This is a genomic window from Bradyrhizobium sp. WBOS08 (assembly GCF_024585125.1).
Lineage (GTDB): Bacteria > Pseudomonadota > Alphaproteobacteria > Rhizobiales > Xanthobacteraceae > Bradyrhizobium > Bradyrhizobium japonicum_B.
Genome location: NZ_CP028988.1, coordinates 680,235 through 697,157, shown reverse-complemented (window position 1 = coordinate 697,157; position 16,923 = coordinate 680,235). Strand labels below are relative to the sequence as shown.

The window sequence follows — 16,923 nt, the reverse complement described above, 5'->3', positions numbered from 1 at the left end:
CCGGCTCACCGCACCGCGGGTGAACCGGTCCGCCTACAACGACTGCGCCAACGCTTAGGATCGAAGATGGCCCGTATGGCCCGATATTCAGGACAGGCGGCCATCCCGGGCCGGGGCACGCGGCCATGATGCCCGCCGTGCAGGATACGGCCGTCCATCTGTCGGACCGGCACTTCCGGACCATCGCCGAGCTCATCGAGGGGCAGGTCGGGATCAAGCTGCCGCAGGGCAAGCGGCTGATGCTGGAGGGGCGGCTGCACAAGCGCGTGCGCGCGCTGAACTTCTCCGACCTCAACGAATATGTCGAGAACCTGTTCGAGCCGGATCATTTCGACAGCGAGCTCACCCATCTCATCGACGTGGTGACGACCAACAAGACCGACTTCTTTCGCGAGCCCCAGCACTTCGCCTTCCTGCGCGAGGCCGCGGTGCCGGCTCTGCTCAAATCCCATCGGCGCAACAGCGCGAAGCTGAAGATCTGGAGCTCGGCAAGCTCCACCGGCATGGAAGCCTATACGACCGCGATGGTGCTGGACGACATGACGCGGAACGGCTCGCGCTTTCAGTACCGCGTCCTCGGGACCGACATCTCGACCGCCGTGCTGCGTCTCGCCAAGACCGCCATCTACACCAGGGACGTGCTCGCCCCGGTGCCGGAGCCGTTTGTGAAGCGATATTTCCTGTCGTCGCGGGACAAGTCGCGCGGCGAGGTGCGGGTCGTGCCCGAATTGCGGCGGATGACGCATTTCATGCGGATGAATCTCATGGACGCGTCCTATCCGGTCGATCGCGACGTCGACATCATCTTCTGCCGCAACGTCCTGATCTATTTCGAGCGCGAGACGCAGCGCAAGGTGATCGAGCGGTTGTGCAGCCATCTGCGGCCGGGAGGCTATCTCCTGGTCGGCCATTCCGAATCGATGATTCACAGCGCCGTGCCGGGCCTGAAGCAGGTCCAGCCCACCATCTTCCAGGTTTGATCGGAGCGCCGCACCACCATGCCGAAGGAGAAAGTTCGCGTGCTGATCGTGGACGATTCGGCGTCGGTGCGCCAAATCCTGCAAACGATCCTCAACGATGACCCCGATATCGAGGTGATGGGAACGGCCTCGGATCCGTTCGTGGCGGCGCGTCGTCTCCAGAACGAGATTCCCGACGTCATCATCCTCGACCTCGAGATGCCGCGCATGGACGGCATGACGTTCCTGCGCAAGATCATGGCGCAGCGTCCGATCCCGGTGATCATCTGCTCCTCGCTGACCGAGGAGGGCTCGAACGTGATGTTCGAGGCGTTCGAGGCTGGCGCGGTCGACATCGTGCCGAAACCGAAGATCGACACGCGGCAGGCGCTGCTCGAATGCTCGACGCGGCTCCGCGAGGCCGTGAAGTCGGCGGCGCGGGCGCGGGTGCGCCCACGCGCAGAACGCCGGGCCATCGAGAAGAAGCTGACCGCCGACGCCATCATCCCGCCGCCGGTGCAGGGCCGGGTGCGGCCGACGACGGAGCGCATCGTGTGCATCGGCGCCTCGACGGGCGGGACTGAAGCGCTCAACGACGTTCTGGAGATGCTGCCGGCGCACTGTCCGCCGCTCGTCATCGTCCAGCACATGCCGGCAGGCTTCACCGCGGCCTTCGCCAGGCGGCTCGACGGCGTCTGCCAGATCAGGGTCAAGGAGGCCGAGGATGGCGAGCCGGTGCTGCCGGGCAGCGCCTATATCGCGCCCGGGGCCCGGCACATGCTGCTCCAGCGCATCGGCCTGCGCTACCAGATCGCGATCAAGGACGGTCCGCCGGTGTCGCGGCATCGTCCCTCGGTCGACGTGTTGTTCCGCTCGGCGGCCCAGCATGCCGGCGCCAACGCGCTCGGCGTCATCATGACCGGCATGGGCGACGACGGCGCGCGCGGGATGCTGGAGATGCGCAAGCTCGGCGCCGCGACGCGGGCGCAGGACGAAGAGAGCTGCGTGGTGTTCGGCATGCCCAAGGAAGCCATCGCCTATGGCGGTGTCGAGAGGGTCGTGTCGCTGCATCAGATCCCGCGCGAGATCATGCACTGGTATCAGGCCGGGCACGCGGCGGTGGCGGGTTGATGGCCATGTCCCCGGTTCCCGCCGACACGCTTGCAGAGGCGACCGCTGCGATCGAGGATGTCTGCTCGCGCATCGAGGACGTCTTCGCGCGCGTCGGTCACGATCTCGGGCGCGGCCACCTCATCTTCCAGGAGCTGAACCAGGGCCTGGCTGCGCTCTCGGGCGAACTCTCCGGCGCCGAGATCGAGGGCGCCGCGACGGCGCTGCAGGAGATCGCCGCGCGGCTGAGCGAGCTCGCGCGGGCGCTGCCGGCGGAAAGCGCGCTGCTGGAGACGATCGGCAACAGCACGGCGGAGGCGTCTGCGCTGCTCAAGCCGCTGTTCAAGCACATCCAGATGATCACCATCATCGCGCGCAGCGCGCGGATCGAGGCCGCCTCGCTCGACGGCGACCGCGAGGGCTTTCTCGCCTTCACTCAGGAAGCCTATGATCTCGGCAAGGCCGTGCAGGGCTCGATCGAAGGCTGCGCGCGGGACCAGCAGCGCCTGTCGGAAGCGGTCGCCACCGCCTCCGGACGGCAGAGGGAATTCGAGAGCCGCTACCGGGCCCAGCTGATGTCGGAGAGCGCCGAGCTCGGCGCCGCCTATTCCGGCCTGCGCGACCAGCGCAGCAAGAGCGGCCATCTGGCCGAGCGCGCCAGTTCCAGCACCAGGAAGATCGCCGACGCGGTCGGCAGCGCGATCATCTCGCTGCAGGCCGGCGACAGCACGCGTCAGCGTCTCGAGCACGTCTGCCACGGTCTCGGCCTCGCGCCCGCGCCGAGCCTCGTCCCGGAACCTGTCCCGGGCGACGGCGTCATACGCGCGATTTGTCGATTGCAGGCGGCCCAGCTCAGGGACGCCCAGCGCGAGTTCGGCGGCGACATCGGCCAGATCGTCGGCGCGCTCAGCGCCATCCTGCGCGATGCGGGCAGCGTCGCCGGCCACGGCCGTACGCTGTTCGGCGGCGAGGAGGACGGCTCGTCGTCGTTCCTGGCGCGCATCAAGCAGGCGCTGGCGCACGCGTCGAACCTGATCGCCACCTGCGACAGTGCGGGCCGCTCGGTCGACGAGGCGCTCGCGATCCTCGAGGACACGCTGGCAAAATTTCGCCAGGCGATCGCCGGCCTTGCCGAGGCGACGGTCGACATCACGCTGATCGGAATGAATGCCGGCCTCAAGGCGAGCCATCTCGGCAGCCGCGGCAGCGCCTTCGTCGTCATCGCCAACGAGCTCAAGGCCACCGCCGATCAGGTCTCGGCAGGAGCCGCGCGCCTCCGGCCCGTGCTCGACGGAATCGAGCGCTCGGCCAGGGAGCTGAAGCAGCTGCGCGTGCAGGGTGATCCCACGCAGCTTGCCAAGCTCGAGCCGCAGATCCTGCTGGCGCTGCGCGAGGTCGAGGCCGGCAATGAGCGGCTCGGCAAGCAGATGAGCCGGCTCGTGAACGAAGGCGCTGAATTCGAGAGGCTGATGAACTCGGCCCAGAGCCTGATGACCACGCTCGGCGAAAGCTCGGCGGCCTTGCCCGCGGTCGCGACGCGGCTGGAGACGGCGGCCGCGGGTGCGCAGCGGCTTCAGGTGGAGGTGCAGGATCAGGGGATACTCGACGATCTCTTCGCGCGCTACACGATGGAGCGCGAGCGCGACGTTCATCGCGACTTCCTGCAAACGATCGGGCTTGAGTCGGCCGCCGCCTCGCGCCGGGTCGAGACGGTCGAGACCGCGGACGACGGCATAGAATTGTTCTGACGTGCCGCAGCGATCGCCGCGTGGGGCAGGGTCAATTTGACGGGTCGGCTTTGCAGGGCATTAACCGTGGCGGAATGCTCGCCGCATCGGTCATTGTCGCGCCGCAGACTTGGGTTGCAGATACCGGTGAAATTTACGGTGGATGCTTCCATGATGAGAGACGGCAAATACGCGGCCTGGTTCAGGACCCCGCGCGGCCAGGGCACGGGCATCGTGTATCTGGCGGATGGACGGATCTCCGGTAGCGACAGCTTCTTCACCTATGGCGGCTCCTATCGGTTCGCTGACGACCAGCACTTCACGGCGGTCCTGACCACGCGGCGGTATGCCGAGGGCCCGCCGACCGTGTTCGGTCCTGACGAGGTCGAGGTCGAGCTCGCGGGCGTGTGCAGCGGCGCGCTTGCGACCTGCTCCGGAAAAGCCAAGCAGGCGCCCGACGTGCTGTTCGAGGTGACGCTGATCTTCTGCCAGGAAGACGCGCCGGCAGTGGAAACGCGATCCGCTGTCGTGAAGCTCAATGACAAATTGCCCAAGGGTCTCGACAGCCGTTCGCGGCCGCGCCAGTTCCCGCTGCCTCCGAGGCCTCCCGCGTCTTAGCCTTGCGTTGACGCTATCGCAGCGAAGCGGGCTGCGAATGCACCGTGGCAACGGTGCATTTAGGGGCGGAACGTTACGATGAGGCCGCAATGAAGGACGAACGAACCATGCCTCAGATCTGGATGACATACGACGAACTGGCGACGCTCAGCGATTGTACGCCCGCGGAAGCCAGAATGCGGGCCATCCATCTGTCGCTCGATCGCCGCAAGAGCCGCGACGGCGCAACGCGCGTCAAGCTTGACCTGGCGCTGACGGCCAAATTCTTCGCCTCCGTCCGCGAAGCGGATTTCGATCTCGACGGCGCCATCGCCGCGCTCCAGAGCACCCACCGGCAAATGGCCGAACTCCTGACACCGACCGGGTTCCGCGAACGCGGTGCAGCCTGAGCGCTTCGCGCTTCGACATCCGAGCGCTTTTCGCGAATCTGGCATAGTCTCGTCGTCCGGAAGATCTCGCCGGAGCCGGGGTTTCAAACCGAGGCGGGCCGTTTTAGTCCGCGAGGAGAATGCCATGAGGAAAGCCAAGGATCGGATCGGCGTGACGCTGTGGGGAACGGCGGTGCTCGGTGCGCTGCTGATGGTCGCAGCCGCGCCGGCGCGTGCGGAGGTCGTCAAGCTGCAGGCCGAGCTGAAGGGCAGCAATGAAGTCCCGCCGAACAATTCCCAGGGTTCAGGCAAGGCCGAGGCCGCGTTCGACACCCAGACCAAAGTCCTGACCTATACCGTCACCTTTGCCGATCTGACGGGGCCGGCGATGGGAGCCCATTTCCATGGTCCGGGTGAAGCGGGCAAGAACGCCGGCATCGCCTTGCCGTTCAAGACGGTTCAAAGCCCGATCCAGGGCAGCGCCACGCTGACGGATGCTCAGGCGGCCGATCTGTTGGCCGGGAAATGGTACGCGAACATCCATACGGCCGCCAACCCGGGCGGCGAATTGCGCGGGCAGATGATGAAGTAGGGATGATGTCCCGGTGGCGCTGAAGAGGTTGTCGGCGCCGCGATCGTTCAGGCTGGCGGTCGGGGCAGGAAGGCCAGGATCGTCTGGGCGAGGAGGACGCCGACGGTGCCGCCCGCCGCCTTTTGCAGCACGTCGAGGAAGCCCGGATCGCGATCGGGGATCAGTGCTTGCAGGACTTCCAGCCCCATGGCGACGGCCACGACGAGCGAGCAGGCCAGAGCGAGCCGGCCGGGCAACAGGAAGGACAGCAGGAATCCCAGCAGGCCGTAGGCGCTGAAGCGCTCGATCACGACGATCCAATAGGCCTCGTGATGCCCCATCAGCGCAGGCCGTCCCGCCAGTCTTGCCAAGGTGGCATAGACGATGAGGGCGAGGCAGATGGCCGCGGCTGCGATGAGGTGATTTCGACGCATGGCCTACCATAGCCGCCCGGATGCGATCCCGCCTTCGAAAGACGCGAACATCGTTAAAGCGCCTGGTCGTGGGGGCAGTCGCATATGACTCTTGGCGACTGGCTGAGTTAGCGCCCCGTCCTTCGAGACGGCGCTTGCGCGCCTCCTCAGGATGAGGCTAGGGCAGGTCAATGCCCGTTGAACCTGCTGCCGCACACTCCGTCCTCATCCTGAGGAGCCCGCCCAAAGCGGGCGTCTCGAAGGATGGCCGCAGAGAATGTTCTCAAATGCGATAGTCGCGGGGAAGCGATGGAGGCTCGCCCCCCGAAGAACGGTAGGGCGCCGGCGGGGATGGTCAGGCGACCAGGACGTCGCCAGCCGGTGCCGCGGCTGCGGAATGGCGGCGCGACTCGACCAGCTCGCTGAACTTGGCGAATGGGAGCGGGGCGGCGACGAGATAGCCCTGTCCTTCTTCGACGCCGGACGCGATCAGGGCGCGGCGCTGCTCCTCGGTCTCGATCCCCTCCGCGACGACCGTCATCCGAAAATCCCTGGCGAGCGCGACCAGCATCTCGACGATCGTCGTGGTCGATGCGTCCACGGTGATGGTGTCGACGAAGAACTTGTCGATCTTGATTGCGCTGGCGCCGAGCCCCTTCAGCCGCGACAAGCCGCTATGGCCGACACCGACGTCGTCGATGGCGACGCGGAAGCCATGGTCACGCAGCTCCGCCACCACGGTCGCGGCGTTCGCGAGATCGTCGAGCTCGTCGCGCTCGGTCACCTCGACCACGATCTGGCGTGCGGAGATTCTCGCCGTCAGGACCGTGCGCCGCAGCGTCTCGACGAAGCCGGCGCTCAGCAGGTGCTTCGGCACGACGTTCACGGACATCTTGAAGCTCTTGTCCGCCTTCAACACGACTTGCAGATCGGAGAGCGCCGATCGCAGGATCTGCCAGGTCATCGCCTGGATGCGCCCGCTGGATTCGGCCAGCGGAATGAAGTTCACCGGCGGCACCACCGAGCCGTCCTTCCGGACCCAGCGCGCCAGCACCTCGCATCCGGTGATCCGGCCGGTCCTGAGGTCGAAGATCGGCTGGTAGTACGGTTTGAATTCGCCGGCTGCGAGGGCGCGATCGAGGTCGGCGACCGGTCCTTCCGTCCGGCGGCTGCGTGCCAGCAGGATGCCGAAGAGTGCACCCAGCCAAAGCGCGACCGCGAGCGCCGGCCAATACGCCTCGCTGTTCCAGCTCGAAAGCACCGCCTGCTCGAGCCGGATCGTGGCGTGAAGCGGCAGGCGCGCGGACTGCCTGTCGAAGCTGATCGGCCCCGGCAGCGGCTTGTCGGCATCGAGCTGGAACTCGCCGAGCTTCTCGCCATTGCTCAAGGCGAGGATCACCTCGCTATGCGCGCGCAGCTCGGCGGGCATCAGATCGAACAGGCCGGAATTGATGCCGACGATGGCGACCAGCGCCGAGCTGGGATTGACGTCCCTGAGCACCCCCAATGCGTCACCGCCGAACTGCTCGACGCGGAATAAAGCGAGCTGCTTGTCCTGCGAGGGCAGCATGTCGCGGCGATCCGCCCATCCCTTGTCGAACTCGAGCGTCTCGGAATAGGCCGAGCAGATCACCGATCCGTCCGGATTGACGAGACGGACGTCCTTGATCGTCGAGCGCTGGTAGACGTGGAGCCGGATGGCCTGCAGCGCGCCCGGCGCGCAGCTGGCAAGATCGCGCTTGGCAAGCTCGTCGAGGCTCGCTGCGGCGAAATCGACCGCCAGTTCGGATCGGCGCAGAACCACCTCGGTCAGCTCGTTCAGCTGGTGCACCTGCTGGTGGCGAATGACGGCCTCGGCCGCGAAATGGCCCGCCAGCCCAAACGCCATCATGCTCGCAAGCACGAGCGCCACAAACGGAAGGTTCGGTCGCTGGAGTCTCATCCGGTCCGGGCGGAATTCAGGAGAGGCAGGGACTGATCTTGGCAATGACCTTGAGAATTATCTTGGGAATTGATCCTAGCCAGCGAGGGCTAAGATAGGGTTTAACGGGCCCACGGCCCGGAAGGGCGACCGCGTAACTTGCCTGACCGATGGCCGGCGCGGCCCAAGCATGAAAGTTGAGCAGTATGATCAGGACGTTAAGCCTTCTCCTGTCGTTGGTTCTCGGCAGCGCGGTGGCCTCCGCGCAGGGGACCAAAGACCAGCCAGCGGGCAATCAGCCCACCAGCCGCAGCGGCGCTGCGACGAATTCCGGCTCGGACAGCATGGGCGGAGCTTTCAAGGGGACGGGGACACCGAACTACGGAACCAGCCCCGGGATGGGCTCCCAGAAGAAGACGCGCAACTAGGTCTGAACGGCCGGGCGGACTGAAAGACGGGACGCTTGGTCGCGTTCACCGGAGACGGGCGGAGAGCCTCCGGATGCTTGCCTTGGTTCCGCCCCTCACGGCGGAATGAAGGAGGTTCTGCGCTGGCGGGCAAAGCTGCGGTCGGCGGGGAACCGTTTCCAGGACTAGCCCTTCTTGCCGGTCTTCGACTTCAACGAAAGACCAAGCCGCAAAGCCATGCGCTTGATCGCATCCGGCGAGCGGCCGAGAAGTTTCGCCGCCTGCTCCAGCGAAGCCGAAGACTTGGCCAATTCCATGAGTCGGCGGTCTTCCTTGAACGACCAGGGCTTGCGCGCCATAACCGAAATGATCCTCTTGTCGACACAATGACAAAGCCGCCAAGCGACCCATGTTCGCTCGACGGCTTTGCTTGGGTGGGGCCAGGCTTGGGGGAGCCCGGTGCGAAGATGGATATGCGTTTGGTGAGACTTCGCAACAAACAACGCGGATTAAGCTAACCGCTCAACCTTACCGCGATGAAGTCGGCACGCGAGGCACCGTATGACTCCCGTGAACGAGGGTTCACGGTGTCGGCGGGTCGGGTTCTGGTAAGAAGAACCGGAGCCTCTTCACCGCACCTCTGCCCTCACGTGCCGATCAATCTTCAAGCACCACGTTGCACAAACTTCATCTTCGTCTGACAAAAGTTTCGGCGCTGCCGATCTTGAAGTCGGCGCAACGAAAAGATGAAAATGAGCGCGGGAGGAACGTTCCGGCAAACGTGGGACATTCCAGATGACGGCAGTCTTGGTCTTGGTTTCGATTTTCGCGGCGGGCTTTGGTTGCGGCTATGGTGTGAGGGCGTGGCGCTCGCGGAGGCGATCGGCGCGATATCGTCTTTACGCGCCCTATACCCCCGCCTCGATGGCGACCGGCCGAACCCAGCCGCCATCATCGTAGACGACGCGTGCGCCAACTCGAAAGTCGTGGCGAAATCGAAATAACCATGTGCGGTTAGGTTAACTCGTCACCCTCCTTGAGCGCTTCGGAAAGGCAGCCTAAGACGAGGCAATTCATGGCGAGCGTTTGGCCGCCTCTGTTTTTCGGGGGCGCGCAGGTGGACATAGATGACGTATCTCATTGCCTTGCTGGGCGCGACGATCTGCGTCCTCATGATTGCGTTCGTCTGCATTTATGGCCGTCATCTGAAAGATCTTTCAGGTCCCTGGATCATGAACGAGGGTCATTCGAATGATTGATCAACGGCACAACGCGCCGCGCAGGTATTTCGTCGACGCGCAGGGACACCGCGTTCTGGTCGGCCTTTCGCTGGAGGAGACGGCGGAATTCGAGGCGCTGGATCTTGCGCCGACGGAGACGGTGCAAATCGCGGCCGAAGCCGGCCTCGGCAAGGGAACGGGTGCGGTTGACGACGTTCGGTGGCTCGAGCTCTATTCCAAGCACGAAGCAGCCTGGCGGGCGTGGATCGCACGAAGCCAGGCGGAGCGGCCGCAGGATTTAGCCTTTGTTAACTATGCCTGACCGATGGTAGCGGCCTAAATCTCGAATATGGGGATAGCCCAAATGTTTCAGCTGTTCCTGAGAGCGCGCGCGCACAATCTTCTCGGCTCTCGCCGCGAGGACAAAGGGTTCAAGGCGCGCTCCGTCGAGCGCGATGCCGAGACCGACCGGGTCCGGATCGGTGCCGTCCTGGCGGCGATCGAAACGGCATTGCAGGAGGCGGAGCGGGAGCAGGCCGGCCTCAACCGGCGCGTCGATGACGCACTTGCACGTGCATCCGTCACCTTCGGCAACGGCACCGACGAATATCTCGAGCGGGAGGCGCTCGACAATCATCACCAGGACCTGTTCGCCGCCGACATCTCCAACGGCCAGCGCCGGCTCAAGGAATTGGCGAGCAGCATTGCGCACTTGAAGTTCGTCAGGACCGCCATGCTGACGCGCTTTCCGGATTTCAAGCCGCCGCAGCTCAACAGCTAGACTTGCGGGCTGCGCGCTCTGCGGCCATCCTTCGAGACGCGCTCTTCGAGCGCTCCTCAGGATGAGGACCGATTGCGTTGCCCCAGACTCAACGAGTACCGATGCCGCTTAGCCTCATCCTGAGGAGACCGCGAAGCGGTCGTCTCGAAGGACGAGGCGCGCGCTCAGGTCGAGCAGCACGCGAGGCAGGCCGCGTAGCAATTTCGGCACCGCTTTGCCGTTTGGCGCTTCGATCGTTTTTGCTATGGTCCGGCAGATGTTCACGGTTCGAAGGAGCAACGACGTGCCGGTCAGAAATATGCGAAGGTTGATCGGATTGGCATGCGTGCTGACACTGGCTGCGCCGGCGACGGCGTCGGCAATTACCGCCGAAGTGGCGCGCGCATGCGACGCGGCGGTGGCCAAGGCCTATCCGCCCAGGCAGATCGGCAATCCCGCGGCTGGTAGCCTGAAGGGCACCGCGAAGGACAAGCGCGAATACTACCAGAAATGCGTCGCCAACAACGGCAAGGTCGATGACGCTCCGGCGGAGACGTCCAAGGACAGCAAGCCGGCCAAATAGGGAATCGGGGCTCGGTTAGCGACGCGGCGGCGGACAGGGCGAGTAGAACGCGCCGTTGGCCGCATTGATGCGTTCGACGCATTGATTGGGATCGGTGACCGTTCCTGCCACCGTGAAGTCGTAGCCCATGCCCTTGATCACCACGACGTAGCGGCCGGGAGCGAGCGTGAAGCCGTCCTGCTCCGGTTGCAGCAACAGCATTCTCGGCTGGTCCTCGACCGGGCCCACCTTGTAGGGGTAGGACATGCTGCGGATGACCCAGGAATCGCCTGCGCTGACCATGGAGGCTTTCCCGCTGGCATCGACGCCCATGGCTCGCGAGACTTTCGCGACGACCCGAACTTCGGTCCCGGTTGCATCGACACCGCCATCGGGCCTGAACACGATGAACCTGACGTCGCCGTCCATCAACGTGGTCGCGCTCGGCGTGGTGATGGCCGCCGAGATCGCGACGCGGCGGTCCGGAATCTTGCCCGGCACCGACTTGAGTTCATGGAGCTGGCCCTCGCTCAAAGCGTAGACTCCGAACGTCGTCGGCAGAGGCATCGAGGGTTGTGCAGCTTGCGCCGGCTCTTTCGCGCTATCCGGCGTCCGTTCGACAGCCTCGCCGACGGGGGGAGACGGGCTGGCGCTCGGTTGAGATGCCGGGCTGCTCGGTGCCCGCTCGGGCATCGGCGCCATCTGCGACAATGCGGTCAGTTGCGACCGCAGCCGAGGCCAATAGACAGCCACGGTCACGCCTGCGCCAATGAGCAGGAGGATGACCACCAATCGAACCAGAAAGGTGAAGGCGCTGCCGCGTTTGCGTGGATCGCGCGATTGCGGCGGTGCCACGGGACGGCGCGGTGCTCCCGCGTCCTGCGCGATCGGTGTCGCAGCGGAAGCGGATGGCGACGGAATGGGCGGAGGAGAGGGAGTTTGGACCGGCGGGGGCGCCGGGACGGCGGTTGCCACCACACCATTCTGTGGCTCCGAGGCGGCGCTGCGCGCGAAGGAACGTTCCACCTCCTTGATGGCGCGTTCGAGCACCTGCAGAAGCTCGCGGGATTCCCGCGCGTCGGCGTGGGTGAATTGCTCGAGCAGCTTGACGCGTGCCAGCTCATAGACGATCTCCCGCATCTGCTGGGGATCGTCGGAGACGGCGCGGATGCGGCTCGACAGGAGACGGATAAACCCGGCCTTGATCTGTTGCGTCGAGGGGGCGTTGGCCGCAGTTTCGCCGGAGTCGGTCATCAAGGGCGACCAAGTAGCCCGGATGAGGCGATTTCGCTAGGCTTTTCCGCTCGAGACGCCAGGACCGAGGCAGCCCTGGCGCTGATTGCCGGGTCTGCCGACGGCCCTCTCGGTCGTTCGAAGGTGCTTGCTTTTAGGGGAAAACCTGTGACATTTCGCGGAGCTCCTCATTCCGGTGTTCGATCATGCGCGGCGTTCTGGCAGTCCTCACGGCTTTGACATTCCTGGCTTCGCCTGCGGTTGCGCAAGGGATCAAGGATCAGGCCAACACCACGAGCTCCAGCATCATCACGACGCCCACGAAGAAGGCGCAGACCAATCAGGCGGCGTCGCGGCCGACCGCCGTTCGAAACCTGTCGGGCAGCCTGCCCGCCGGAAAGTCGGCGCAGGGCGTCTGGCGCGACGGCAAGCTGGTCGCCGTTCCCCGCTGAGGCGGCCCAACGGAACCGTGAAGGAACGGTGATCGCCTCCCTGACGTTATTGCTCGGGAGATAATTCATGAAACGACCAGTTCTGATCACCATCGCGTTGCTCGTGCCCGCCGCTGCCTGGGCCCAGGGCGTCAACGATCCTTCGACGCCCAACCGCAACGTGACCATCGTCAATCCGTCGCAACCGGCGCCCCCCAACGCGACGCGGAACATCCCGAGCCGGATCGAGCCTCCCGTGACGACGCGCGGACACGCGCGGCCCTATTACGGGAACAGAACCCGGGGCAGCGGGTCCAGCCGCCGCTAGCCATCGTTCACCGGGCGGCGACCTCCTCCTGTTGCGGGTTGACCTCGACCTCCAAGGTCGAGGTACCCGCGTCATGTCGGTTCTTGCCCGAGATCAGCAGCGTGAACTTGTCAGTGCCGTGCGTCTGGCTCTCGGCCGAATAGCGGAAACCGGAGCCGACGACGGCCAACTGTCCCCGTGATGGTCCGCTCACGACCGATACGTTGAAGATCTGCATGTACGACCAACGCAGGCCCTGGATGCACTCCGCGCCAGGCGCGATCGACATCGTCCATCTCACCGTATCCTGCGACAAGGCAAACGGTGTTCGCTCCTTGATGCAGAGCGGGCTGGCGTGAGCCGCGAGGCCTGACATTGCGGACGCGGCAACGCCCAACAGCAACAATGATCCTGCACGCATGCTCGGCCACTCCGGAGGGGAAACCGGAAGCTAGCAGCAATGAGCTAATGAGGTCTTAGAAAGGGCTTTGTTCCTCTCCGGTCTTCTGGCGCGGATCTCGAACAACAGCACTCGTCCGTCGGTCGAGCGGAACGATGCGATGCTGCTTGGCCCGGACCGAACAATCTGGATTCGGAAACTCGTAAGCCTTTGATTCGGTTGGGGCCGGCTACTGTGCATGGGGTTGTTTTTCGATTTTTAAGGGGGGCTCGAAGGTCCAAGGGCCGATGCGACCGACTGCGAACCACCTTCTTGCAATTGGGAACCTTATGAGCTGAAGTTGCAATGGCCTGTGACTGCTGTGGCCCAACCTTGGAGACATCGGAGTGCAATCCACTCGCCGCAATTCCGTGTCAGGTCGCCGGATACCGGGGGATGCATCGGTCAAGGTGCTGTTGGCTGCCGCTGTCGGACTGGCCGTGTACGGGGCCGGTCCGCGCCTATGTCTTGCCCAGAGCGAACCCGAGCCCTCGCTCAGCGACTATCTTCCGCCAAGCGAGCCGGAAGTCTCGCGCGATGAATGGCGGCGACGCATCGAGGACGCGCGGCGCCGGGCCAAGGAAGTCTCGCGCGAGCGGCGGGAGCATCCCGAGCTCTACAAGCCGATTCCGGAAGATCCGGACCTCGTCGCGACCGAACGTCTGCTCCGCGACGACAGCCTGCAGCGCGGCGACATCGTCACGACCAAGAAGGGCATGTTCGTCTACCAGGGCAGGCCCGATCAGCCGCGCCGCGACCAGGACTTCGTGCCGGTCGCCCCGAAATCGGTGCGCTAATTATGAGCTATATCATAGCTGATTCAATCATTTTATAATGCCCCCATCATAACGCTATTGCGTTAATTTGTCGTTTCTGCAAACTTATTAAATATCTATTGTATAAGTGGATTTTGGCGTGTTGTTGGGTGTATTATTGTTGTCTTTTGTCGCAGTAATATCGTTCGCTGCCGGCTATGGCGCGCGAGCAATGCTGTCGCGTAAACGACGCATTCAATATCTCAAGTTTGAACCGTATCTTCGCCCGTCCAATCGCCAAGTACCCTCTTTCCTGCTGCGGCAGCCGGGTAAATCAGACAAGAACACCTTTGCTGCTGCAGGCAGAATATCGGCTTCGCGATCTGCGACGCGGTCCTAGGATCCGTATTCAATAAGGTCTAGCGTCGGAGCTGAGTTGCTGATTCAAGGATTTCGGAAGGGAGCCTTGGAGATTGCAAAACAGATTCGGTGGCTTAGCGATGAGGAGTGGGCTCGGATCGAGCCGCTACCCCCACGAGGGCGCACAGGCGCGCATCTGGGTGGACGACCTCAGAGTGATCTCGGGGATCGTGCACAAGAGCGGGGCGCGATGGCGCGACTGCCCCCTGGGTTGGGCCTTACACGACGGTCTACAATCGCTTCACCGCTGGAGCCGGCAGGGTCTGTGGCTTAAGATGTTCGAAGCTCTGACGGGATATAACGGCATCTTCGATGGAGCGGCGATCGACCCCCCATGTCAAAGCCCACCGCTCCGCCGCCGGCGCGAAAGGGAGGCCTTCGCCCAGGCGATTGGCCGCTCGCGTGGCGGCCGGACGGCCAAAATCCACGGCCTGGTCGATGGTCGCGGCAAGCTTGCGTTCTCCCGTTCAGCGCCGGAAACACCACGACATCAGCATGGCCGAGGCCCTGTCCAAGCCGCAGGCGCTTTCCGAAGGCTGCTGGCCGACAAGGGGTACGACGCAAACCGCCTGCGCCGCCGCCTCGCCGAACGCGGCGCCAAGGCCGTCATCCCTTCACAACATCGCGCCGCGCCCCAATCCCCTACGACACCATCGCCTACAAGGATCGAAACCGCGTCGAGCGTATGTGGCAGGCCTAAGGACTTCAGGCGCGTCGCAACCAGTTACGACAAGCGCGCTGCAAACTACCTCTTAGGCGTCCTGATCGCAGCAGCCTACGCTTACTGGCTCAATTGAGTCTGGACCCTAGCGGTTCGTTCGGCTCGTCCCACAAACGACCTGCAGCAAGCATTTGTCGTTAAAGTAAGCTCGAAACCTTAACGTCTGAATGTGGTGTAGTTCAGCGATGCTTCATTGGATTGTCGCGGAGCGCGTGGCATATCAGATGCAGTAACATAAGCGGCATTTTTCGTGGTCAGCGCAAAAGATTTCCTAGTGACGAGTATGGATATGAATGTTCGCCAGATTGACGCAGTTAATGGAAAAATTCGCGAGTACGACGTCCGGTTGTCTGCGATCGCTCGCGACCAACTCACTCTTTCGGTCCAACTTTTCGAGTATCGGATCCTTTACAACTTTGCCGCGAAGAGATCTGCTCGAGAGCCCGTTCGGTCCCGACGCCCAACGGACCCCAGCCGGCGTTAGCGAGGCCTGAAAATCAAATAAGGAAGACCTTGCTCCCCAGCTTCAAAAAGTGGGAAGGAAAATTGCTATTCTGTCCATGACTGAAATGCAATCTGTGGTATATTGAACATATTAGCTTCTGGAGCTAAGCCGATTCGTGCGTGCGGCAAGCGAGGTTGGAAATGGGCTTCAATGCGTCGTCCCTTGAAAGCTTGACCATGGAGGAACTCTCAAGCCTGTACGATCAAGTCCGTGATATTCTTACCAAGAAAATCGAGGACGAAAAACGCAAGCTCGAACAACGCCTTCTTGAGCTTAAGGCGGCAGGTTCGGATATTCCGAGGCGAGACTATCGGGTAACGCTTGGTTCGAAAAGACATCGGCGGAAATACCCTCGCGTGCAGCCAAAATACCAGAACCCAGCAAATCTATCTGAAACGTGGGCCGGTAGAGGCAAGCAGCCGCGCTGGATGGTCGATCAGCTGAATGCAGGCAAGAAAATTGAAGATTTCCTGATCGGCGCCGCCGGGGCGAGCAGGAGAAGCGCGCGATCCTAACGCTACGCGGCCTTCGACTTTTTAGTGGTTGAGGCCATGCGGATATCTAGACGCCATGCTTCCTGCTTGGCGACGTTCAGTCGGCGCGAAGCGTGGCATTGAAAGCCGGATCGATCGCTCAAGTCGCCTTTGAGCGTTGCGCGTTGATAGGCTTCATCCCAAGTACCTGTCTTGCCTTCTCTTCAGCGAGGATAAACGATCCGATTAGCCGCGCCCCGATCAGGATTTGTGCCGGTCACACCGAAATCGGTGCGCTGAGGCTCAGTACCGCCGCAGGATCTCGTTGAATTTGGGATCCGTGATCTTCGTGGTGTCGAGCAGCAGCAACTTGCCTTGCGGTGTTGCCTGCACATAGGCCGCGATCAGCAGCGGCTCGTAACGGGACCGATTGGCCAGCGTGGCGCGGATGTCAGATTGCGCCATCAGCTTGATCTCCTCGTCCGCTGCTGCCGCGGTCGAGGTCACAGTCCGCACGCGGGCGAAGGCGACGTCGATTGGCACCGATCCTGTCAGGTAGGACATCTTCACCGCAGGTGTCGCTACTTCGCCGGCCTGGGCCTGCAGCATGCCAAGCGTGAGCCAAAGCGCGGGCCTGACCGGTGAGACCTTCAAGGCCGTGATGACGGCGGACTGGGCTGCCCTGTTCTCGCTGGTCCTTCCGGGCGCATCGATTGAGGGGCGGTGAAGAACGTCAGCGGATTTGGCCGCCGCGTAATTCGCGAGCAGGTCTCCATCCAATGAAACGGATGCCAGAATACCGCCGGCCGCCAGCTTGGCATTCTCGGGCGGGATCTCGCCTGAGAACAAATCGCTGGCACGAAAATCCGGTCGGACGAAATCGCTGTAGCACGCCATGGCAGCATGAACTGCAAAGAGCGTCGCGGCGCAAATGCCGATGATTCGAAGCAGGATGATGCGGTTCATGGTGAAATCGACGAGGCCCGAAGGGGCGAAGCGAACA

General features: G+C 63.4%; 20 protein-coding genes and 1 pseudogene. 14 read left to right on the top strand and 7 right to left on the bottom strand.

Features of this window, described 5'->3' with window-relative positions; all coding sequences use genetic code 11:
- Positions 1-125: 125 nt before the first annotated feature.
- From DCM80_RS03255 to DCM80_RS03230, 6 genes are all read left to right on the top strand, one after another.
- On the top strand, positions 126-980 hold the full coding sequence (locus DCM80_RS03255; RefSeq protein ID WP_257195729.1) for a protein-glutamate O-methyltransferase CheR: 855 nt from the start codon (positions 126-128) through the stop codon (positions 978-980).
- Positions 981-998: 18 nt separating this feature from the next.
- The gene (locus DCM80_RS03250) at positions 999-2,090 is read left to right on the top strand and encodes a chemotaxis response regulator protein-glutamate methylesterase (protein WP_257195728.1); all 1,092 of its coding nucleotides are present in this window, start codon (positions 999-1,001) and stop codon (positions 2,088-2,090) included.
- Positions 2,091-2,095: 5 nt separating this feature from the next.
- Positions 2,096-3,817: a chemotaxis protein gene (locus DCM80_RS03245; RefSeq protein WP_257195727.1), complete on the top strand. Its 1,722-nt coding sequence runs from the start codon at positions 2,096-2,098 to the stop codon at positions 3,815-3,817.
- 150 nt (positions 3,818-3,967) lie between these two features.
- Positions 3,968-4,414, top strand: a complete 447-nt coding sequence (locus DCM80_RS03240) for a hypothetical protein (RefSeq protein WP_257195726.1) — start codon at positions 3,968-3,970, stop codon at positions 4,412-4,414.
- Positions 4,415-4,521: 107 nt separating this feature from the next.
- Positions 4,522-4,803, top strand: coding sequence for a hypothetical protein (locus tag DCM80_RS03235; protein WP_106951322.1), 282 nt, complete (start codon positions 4,522-4,524; stop codon positions 4,801-4,803).
- A 124-nt stretch (positions 4,804-4,927) separates the two neighbouring features.
- A complete protein-coding gene (locus DCM80_RS03230; protein ID WP_257195724.1) occupies positions 4,928-5,374 on the top strand; it encodes a CHRD domain-containing protein in 447 nt (148 codons plus the stop codon).
- A gap of 47 nt (positions 5,375-5,421) precedes the next feature.
- Here DCM80_RS03230 and DCM80_RS03225 read toward each other — a convergent pair whose 3' ends face one another.
- The 3 genes from DCM80_RS03225 to DCM80_RS03215 all read right to left on the bottom strand — a co-directional run bounded on the left by DCM80_RS03225 (position 5,422) and on the right by DCM80_RS03215 (position 8,453).
- Positions 5,422-5,787, bottom strand: a complete 366-nt coding sequence (locus DCM80_RS03225; protein ID WP_257195723.1) for a VanZ family protein — start codon at positions 5,785-5,787, stop codon at positions 5,422-5,424.
- Between the two features lie 334 nt (positions 5,788-6,121).
- Positions 6,122-7,708, bottom strand: coding sequence for an EAL domain-containing protein (locus DCM80_RS03220; protein WP_373569384.1), 1,587 nt, complete (start codon positions 7,706-7,708; stop codon positions 6,122-6,124).
- A gap of 571 nt (positions 7,709-8,279) precedes the next feature.
- Positions 8,280-8,453 carry a hypothetical protein gene (locus DCM80_RS03215; protein WP_164718874.1) on the bottom strand — a complete coding sequence of 58 codons (174 nt, stop codon included), beginning with the start codon at positions 8,451-8,453 and terminating at the stop codon, positions 8,280-8,282.
- 892 nt (positions 8,454-9,345) lie between these two features.
- Here DCM80_RS03215 and DCM80_RS03210 point away from each other — a divergent pair.
- Entirely contained in the window at positions 9,346-9,636 is a 291-nt protein-coding gene (locus DCM80_RS03210; RefSeq protein ID WP_257195721.1) for a hypothetical protein, read from the top strand.
- Positions 9,637-9,678: 42 nt separating this feature from the next.
- Complete coding sequence (locus tag DCM80_RS03205) at positions 9,679-10,095, top strand: hypothetical protein (protein ID WP_126259844.1); 417 nt, start codon at positions 9,679-9,681, stop codon at positions 10,093-10,095.
- 114 nt (positions 10,096-10,209) lie between these two features.
- Here the strand turns inward: DCM80_RS03205 and DCM80_RS03200 are convergent, their stop codons facing one another.
- Positions 10,210-10,500 (bottom strand): hypothetical protein, encoded by a 291-nt coding sequence (locus tag DCM80_RS03200; protein WP_257195720.1) that lies wholly within the window; start codon positions 10,498-10,500, stop codon positions 10,210-10,212.
- Between DCM80_RS03200 and DCM80_RS03195 the strand changes: the two genes are divergently transcribed.
- Entirely contained in the window at positions 10,493-10,657 is a 165-nt protein-coding gene (locus DCM80_RS03195) for a hypothetical protein (protein ID WP_257195719.1), read from the top strand. The two genes, DCM80_RS03200 and DCM80_RS03195, sit on opposite strands and share 8 nt — an antisense overlap.
- A gap of 15 nt (positions 10,658-10,672) precedes the next feature.
- On the opposite strand, the gene DCM80_RS03190 is transcribed toward DCM80_RS03195, so the two are convergent.
- Positions 10,673-11,776 (bottom strand): hypothetical protein, encoded by a 1,104-nt coding sequence (locus DCM80_RS03190; protein WP_257195718.1) that lies wholly within the window; start codon positions 11,774-11,776, stop codon positions 10,673-10,675.
- Positions 11,777-12,075: 299 nt separating this feature from the next.
- Between DCM80_RS03190 and DCM80_RS03185 the strand changes: the two genes are divergently transcribed.
- Complete coding sequence (locus tag DCM80_RS03185) at positions 12,076-12,321, top strand: hypothetical protein (protein WP_257195717.1); 246 nt, start codon at positions 12,076-12,078, stop codon at positions 12,319-12,321.
- 67 nt (positions 12,322-12,388) lie between these two features.
- Entirely contained in the window at positions 12,389-12,628 is a 240-nt protein-coding gene (locus DCM80_RS03180) for a hypothetical protein (RefSeq protein ID WP_257195716.1), read from the top strand.
- A gap of 7 nt (positions 12,629-12,635) precedes the next feature.
- On the opposite strand, the gene DCM80_RS03175 is transcribed toward DCM80_RS03180, so the two are convergent.
- Complete coding sequence (locus DCM80_RS03175; RefSeq protein ID WP_257195715.1) at positions 12,636-12,896, bottom strand: Ig-like domain-containing protein; 261 nt, start codon at positions 12,894-12,896, stop codon at positions 12,636-12,638.
- Between the two features lie 497 nt (positions 12,897-13,393).
- Between DCM80_RS03175 and DCM80_RS03170 the strand changes: the two genes are divergently transcribed.
- The 3 genes and pseudogenes from DCM80_RS03170 (at position 13,394) to DCM80_RS03160 (ending at position 15,962) form a co-directional block, all read left to right on the top strand.
- On the top strand, positions 13,394-13,843 hold the full coding sequence (locus DCM80_RS03170; protein WP_257195714.1) for a hypothetical protein: 450 nt from the start codon (positions 13,394-13,396) through the stop codon (positions 13,841-13,843).
- A gap of 394 nt (positions 13,844-14,237) precedes the next feature.
- Positions 14,238-15,018: pseudogene (locus DCM80_RS03165) on the top strand (IS5 family transposase).
- A 569-nt stretch (positions 15,019-15,587) separates the two neighbouring features.
- Complete coding sequence (locus DCM80_RS03160) at positions 15,588-15,962, top strand: H-NS histone family protein (protein WP_257195713.1); 375 nt, start codon at positions 15,588-15,590, stop codon at positions 15,960-15,962.
- A gap of 261 nt (positions 15,963-16,223) precedes the next feature.
- Here the strand turns inward: DCM80_RS03160 and DCM80_RS03155 are convergent, their stop codons facing one another.
- On the bottom strand, positions 16,224-16,886 hold the full coding sequence (locus DCM80_RS03155) for a hypothetical protein (protein WP_257195712.1): 663 nt from the start codon (positions 16,884-16,886) through the stop codon (positions 16,224-16,226).
- Positions 16,887-16,923: the final 37 nt, after the last annotated feature.

Excerpts from the sequence above, each read along its gene's own strand:
- DCM80_RS03255 (WP_257195729.1), top strand. The coding sequence starts at position 126 with ATGATGCCCGCCGTGCAGGATACGGCCGTCCATCTGTCGGACCGGCAC.
- DCM80_RS03250 (WP_257195728.1), top strand. The coding sequence starts at position 999 with ATGCCGAAGGAGAAAGTTCGCGTGCTGATCGTGGACGATTCGGCGTCG.
- DCM80_RS03245 (WP_257195727.1), top strand. The coding sequence starts at position 2,096 with ATGTCCCCGGTTCCCGCCGACACGCTTGCAGAGGCGACCGCTGCGATC.
- DCM80_RS03240 (WP_257195726.1), top strand. The coding sequence starts at position 3,968 with ATGATGAGAGACGGCAAATACGCGGCCTGGTTCAGGACCCCGCGCGGC.
- DCM80_RS03235 (WP_106951322.1), top strand. The coding sequence starts at position 4,522 with ATGCCTCAGATCTGGATGACATACGACGAACTGGCGACGCTCAGCGAT.
- DCM80_RS03230 (WP_257195724.1), top strand. The coding sequence starts at position 4,928 with ATGAGGAAAGCCAAGGATCGGATCGGCGTGACGCTGTGGGGAACGGCG.
- DCM80_RS03225 (WP_257195723.1), bottom strand. The coding sequence starts at position 5,787 with ATGCGTCGAAATCACCTCATCGCAGCCGCGGCCATCTGCCTCGCCCTC.
- DCM80_RS03220 (WP_373569384.1), bottom strand. The coding sequence starts at position 7,708 with ATGAGACTCCAGCGACCGAACCTTCCGTTTGTGGCGCTCGTGCTTGCG.
- DCM80_RS03215 (WP_164718874.1), bottom strand. The coding sequence starts at position 8,453 with ATGGCGCGCAAGCCCTGGTCGTTCAAGGAAGACCGCCGACTCATGGAA.
- DCM80_RS03210 (WP_257195721.1), top strand. The coding sequence starts at position 9,346 with ATGATTGATCAACGGCACAACGCGCCGCGCAGGTATTTCGTCGACGCG.
- DCM80_RS03205 (WP_126259844.1), top strand. The coding sequence starts at position 9,679 with ATGTTTCAGCTGTTCCTGAGAGCGCGCGCGCACAATCTTCTCGGCTCT.
- DCM80_RS03190 (WP_257195718.1), bottom strand. The coding sequence starts at position 11,776 with ATGCGGGAGATCGTCTATGAGCTGGCACGCGTCAAGCTGCTCGAGCAA.
- DCM80_RS03185 (WP_257195717.1), top strand. The coding sequence starts at position 12,076 with ATGCGCGGCGTTCTGGCAGTCCTCACGGCTTTGACATTCCTGGCTTCG.
- DCM80_RS03180 (WP_257195716.1), top strand. The coding sequence starts at position 12,389 with ATGAAACGACCAGTTCTGATCACCATCGCGTTGCTCGTGCCCGCCGCT.
- DCM80_RS03175 (WP_257195715.1), bottom strand. The coding sequence starts at position 12,896 with ATGTCGATCGCGCCTGGCGCGGAGTGCATCCAGGGCCTGCGTTGGTCG.
- DCM80_RS03160 (WP_257195713.1), top strand. The coding sequence starts at position 15,588 with ATGGGCTTCAATGCGTCGTCCCTTGAAAGCTTGACCATGGAGGAACTC.
- DCM80_RS03155 (WP_257195712.1), bottom strand. The coding sequence starts at position 16,886 with ATGAACCGCATCATCCTGCTTCGAATCATCGGCATTTGCGCCGCGACG.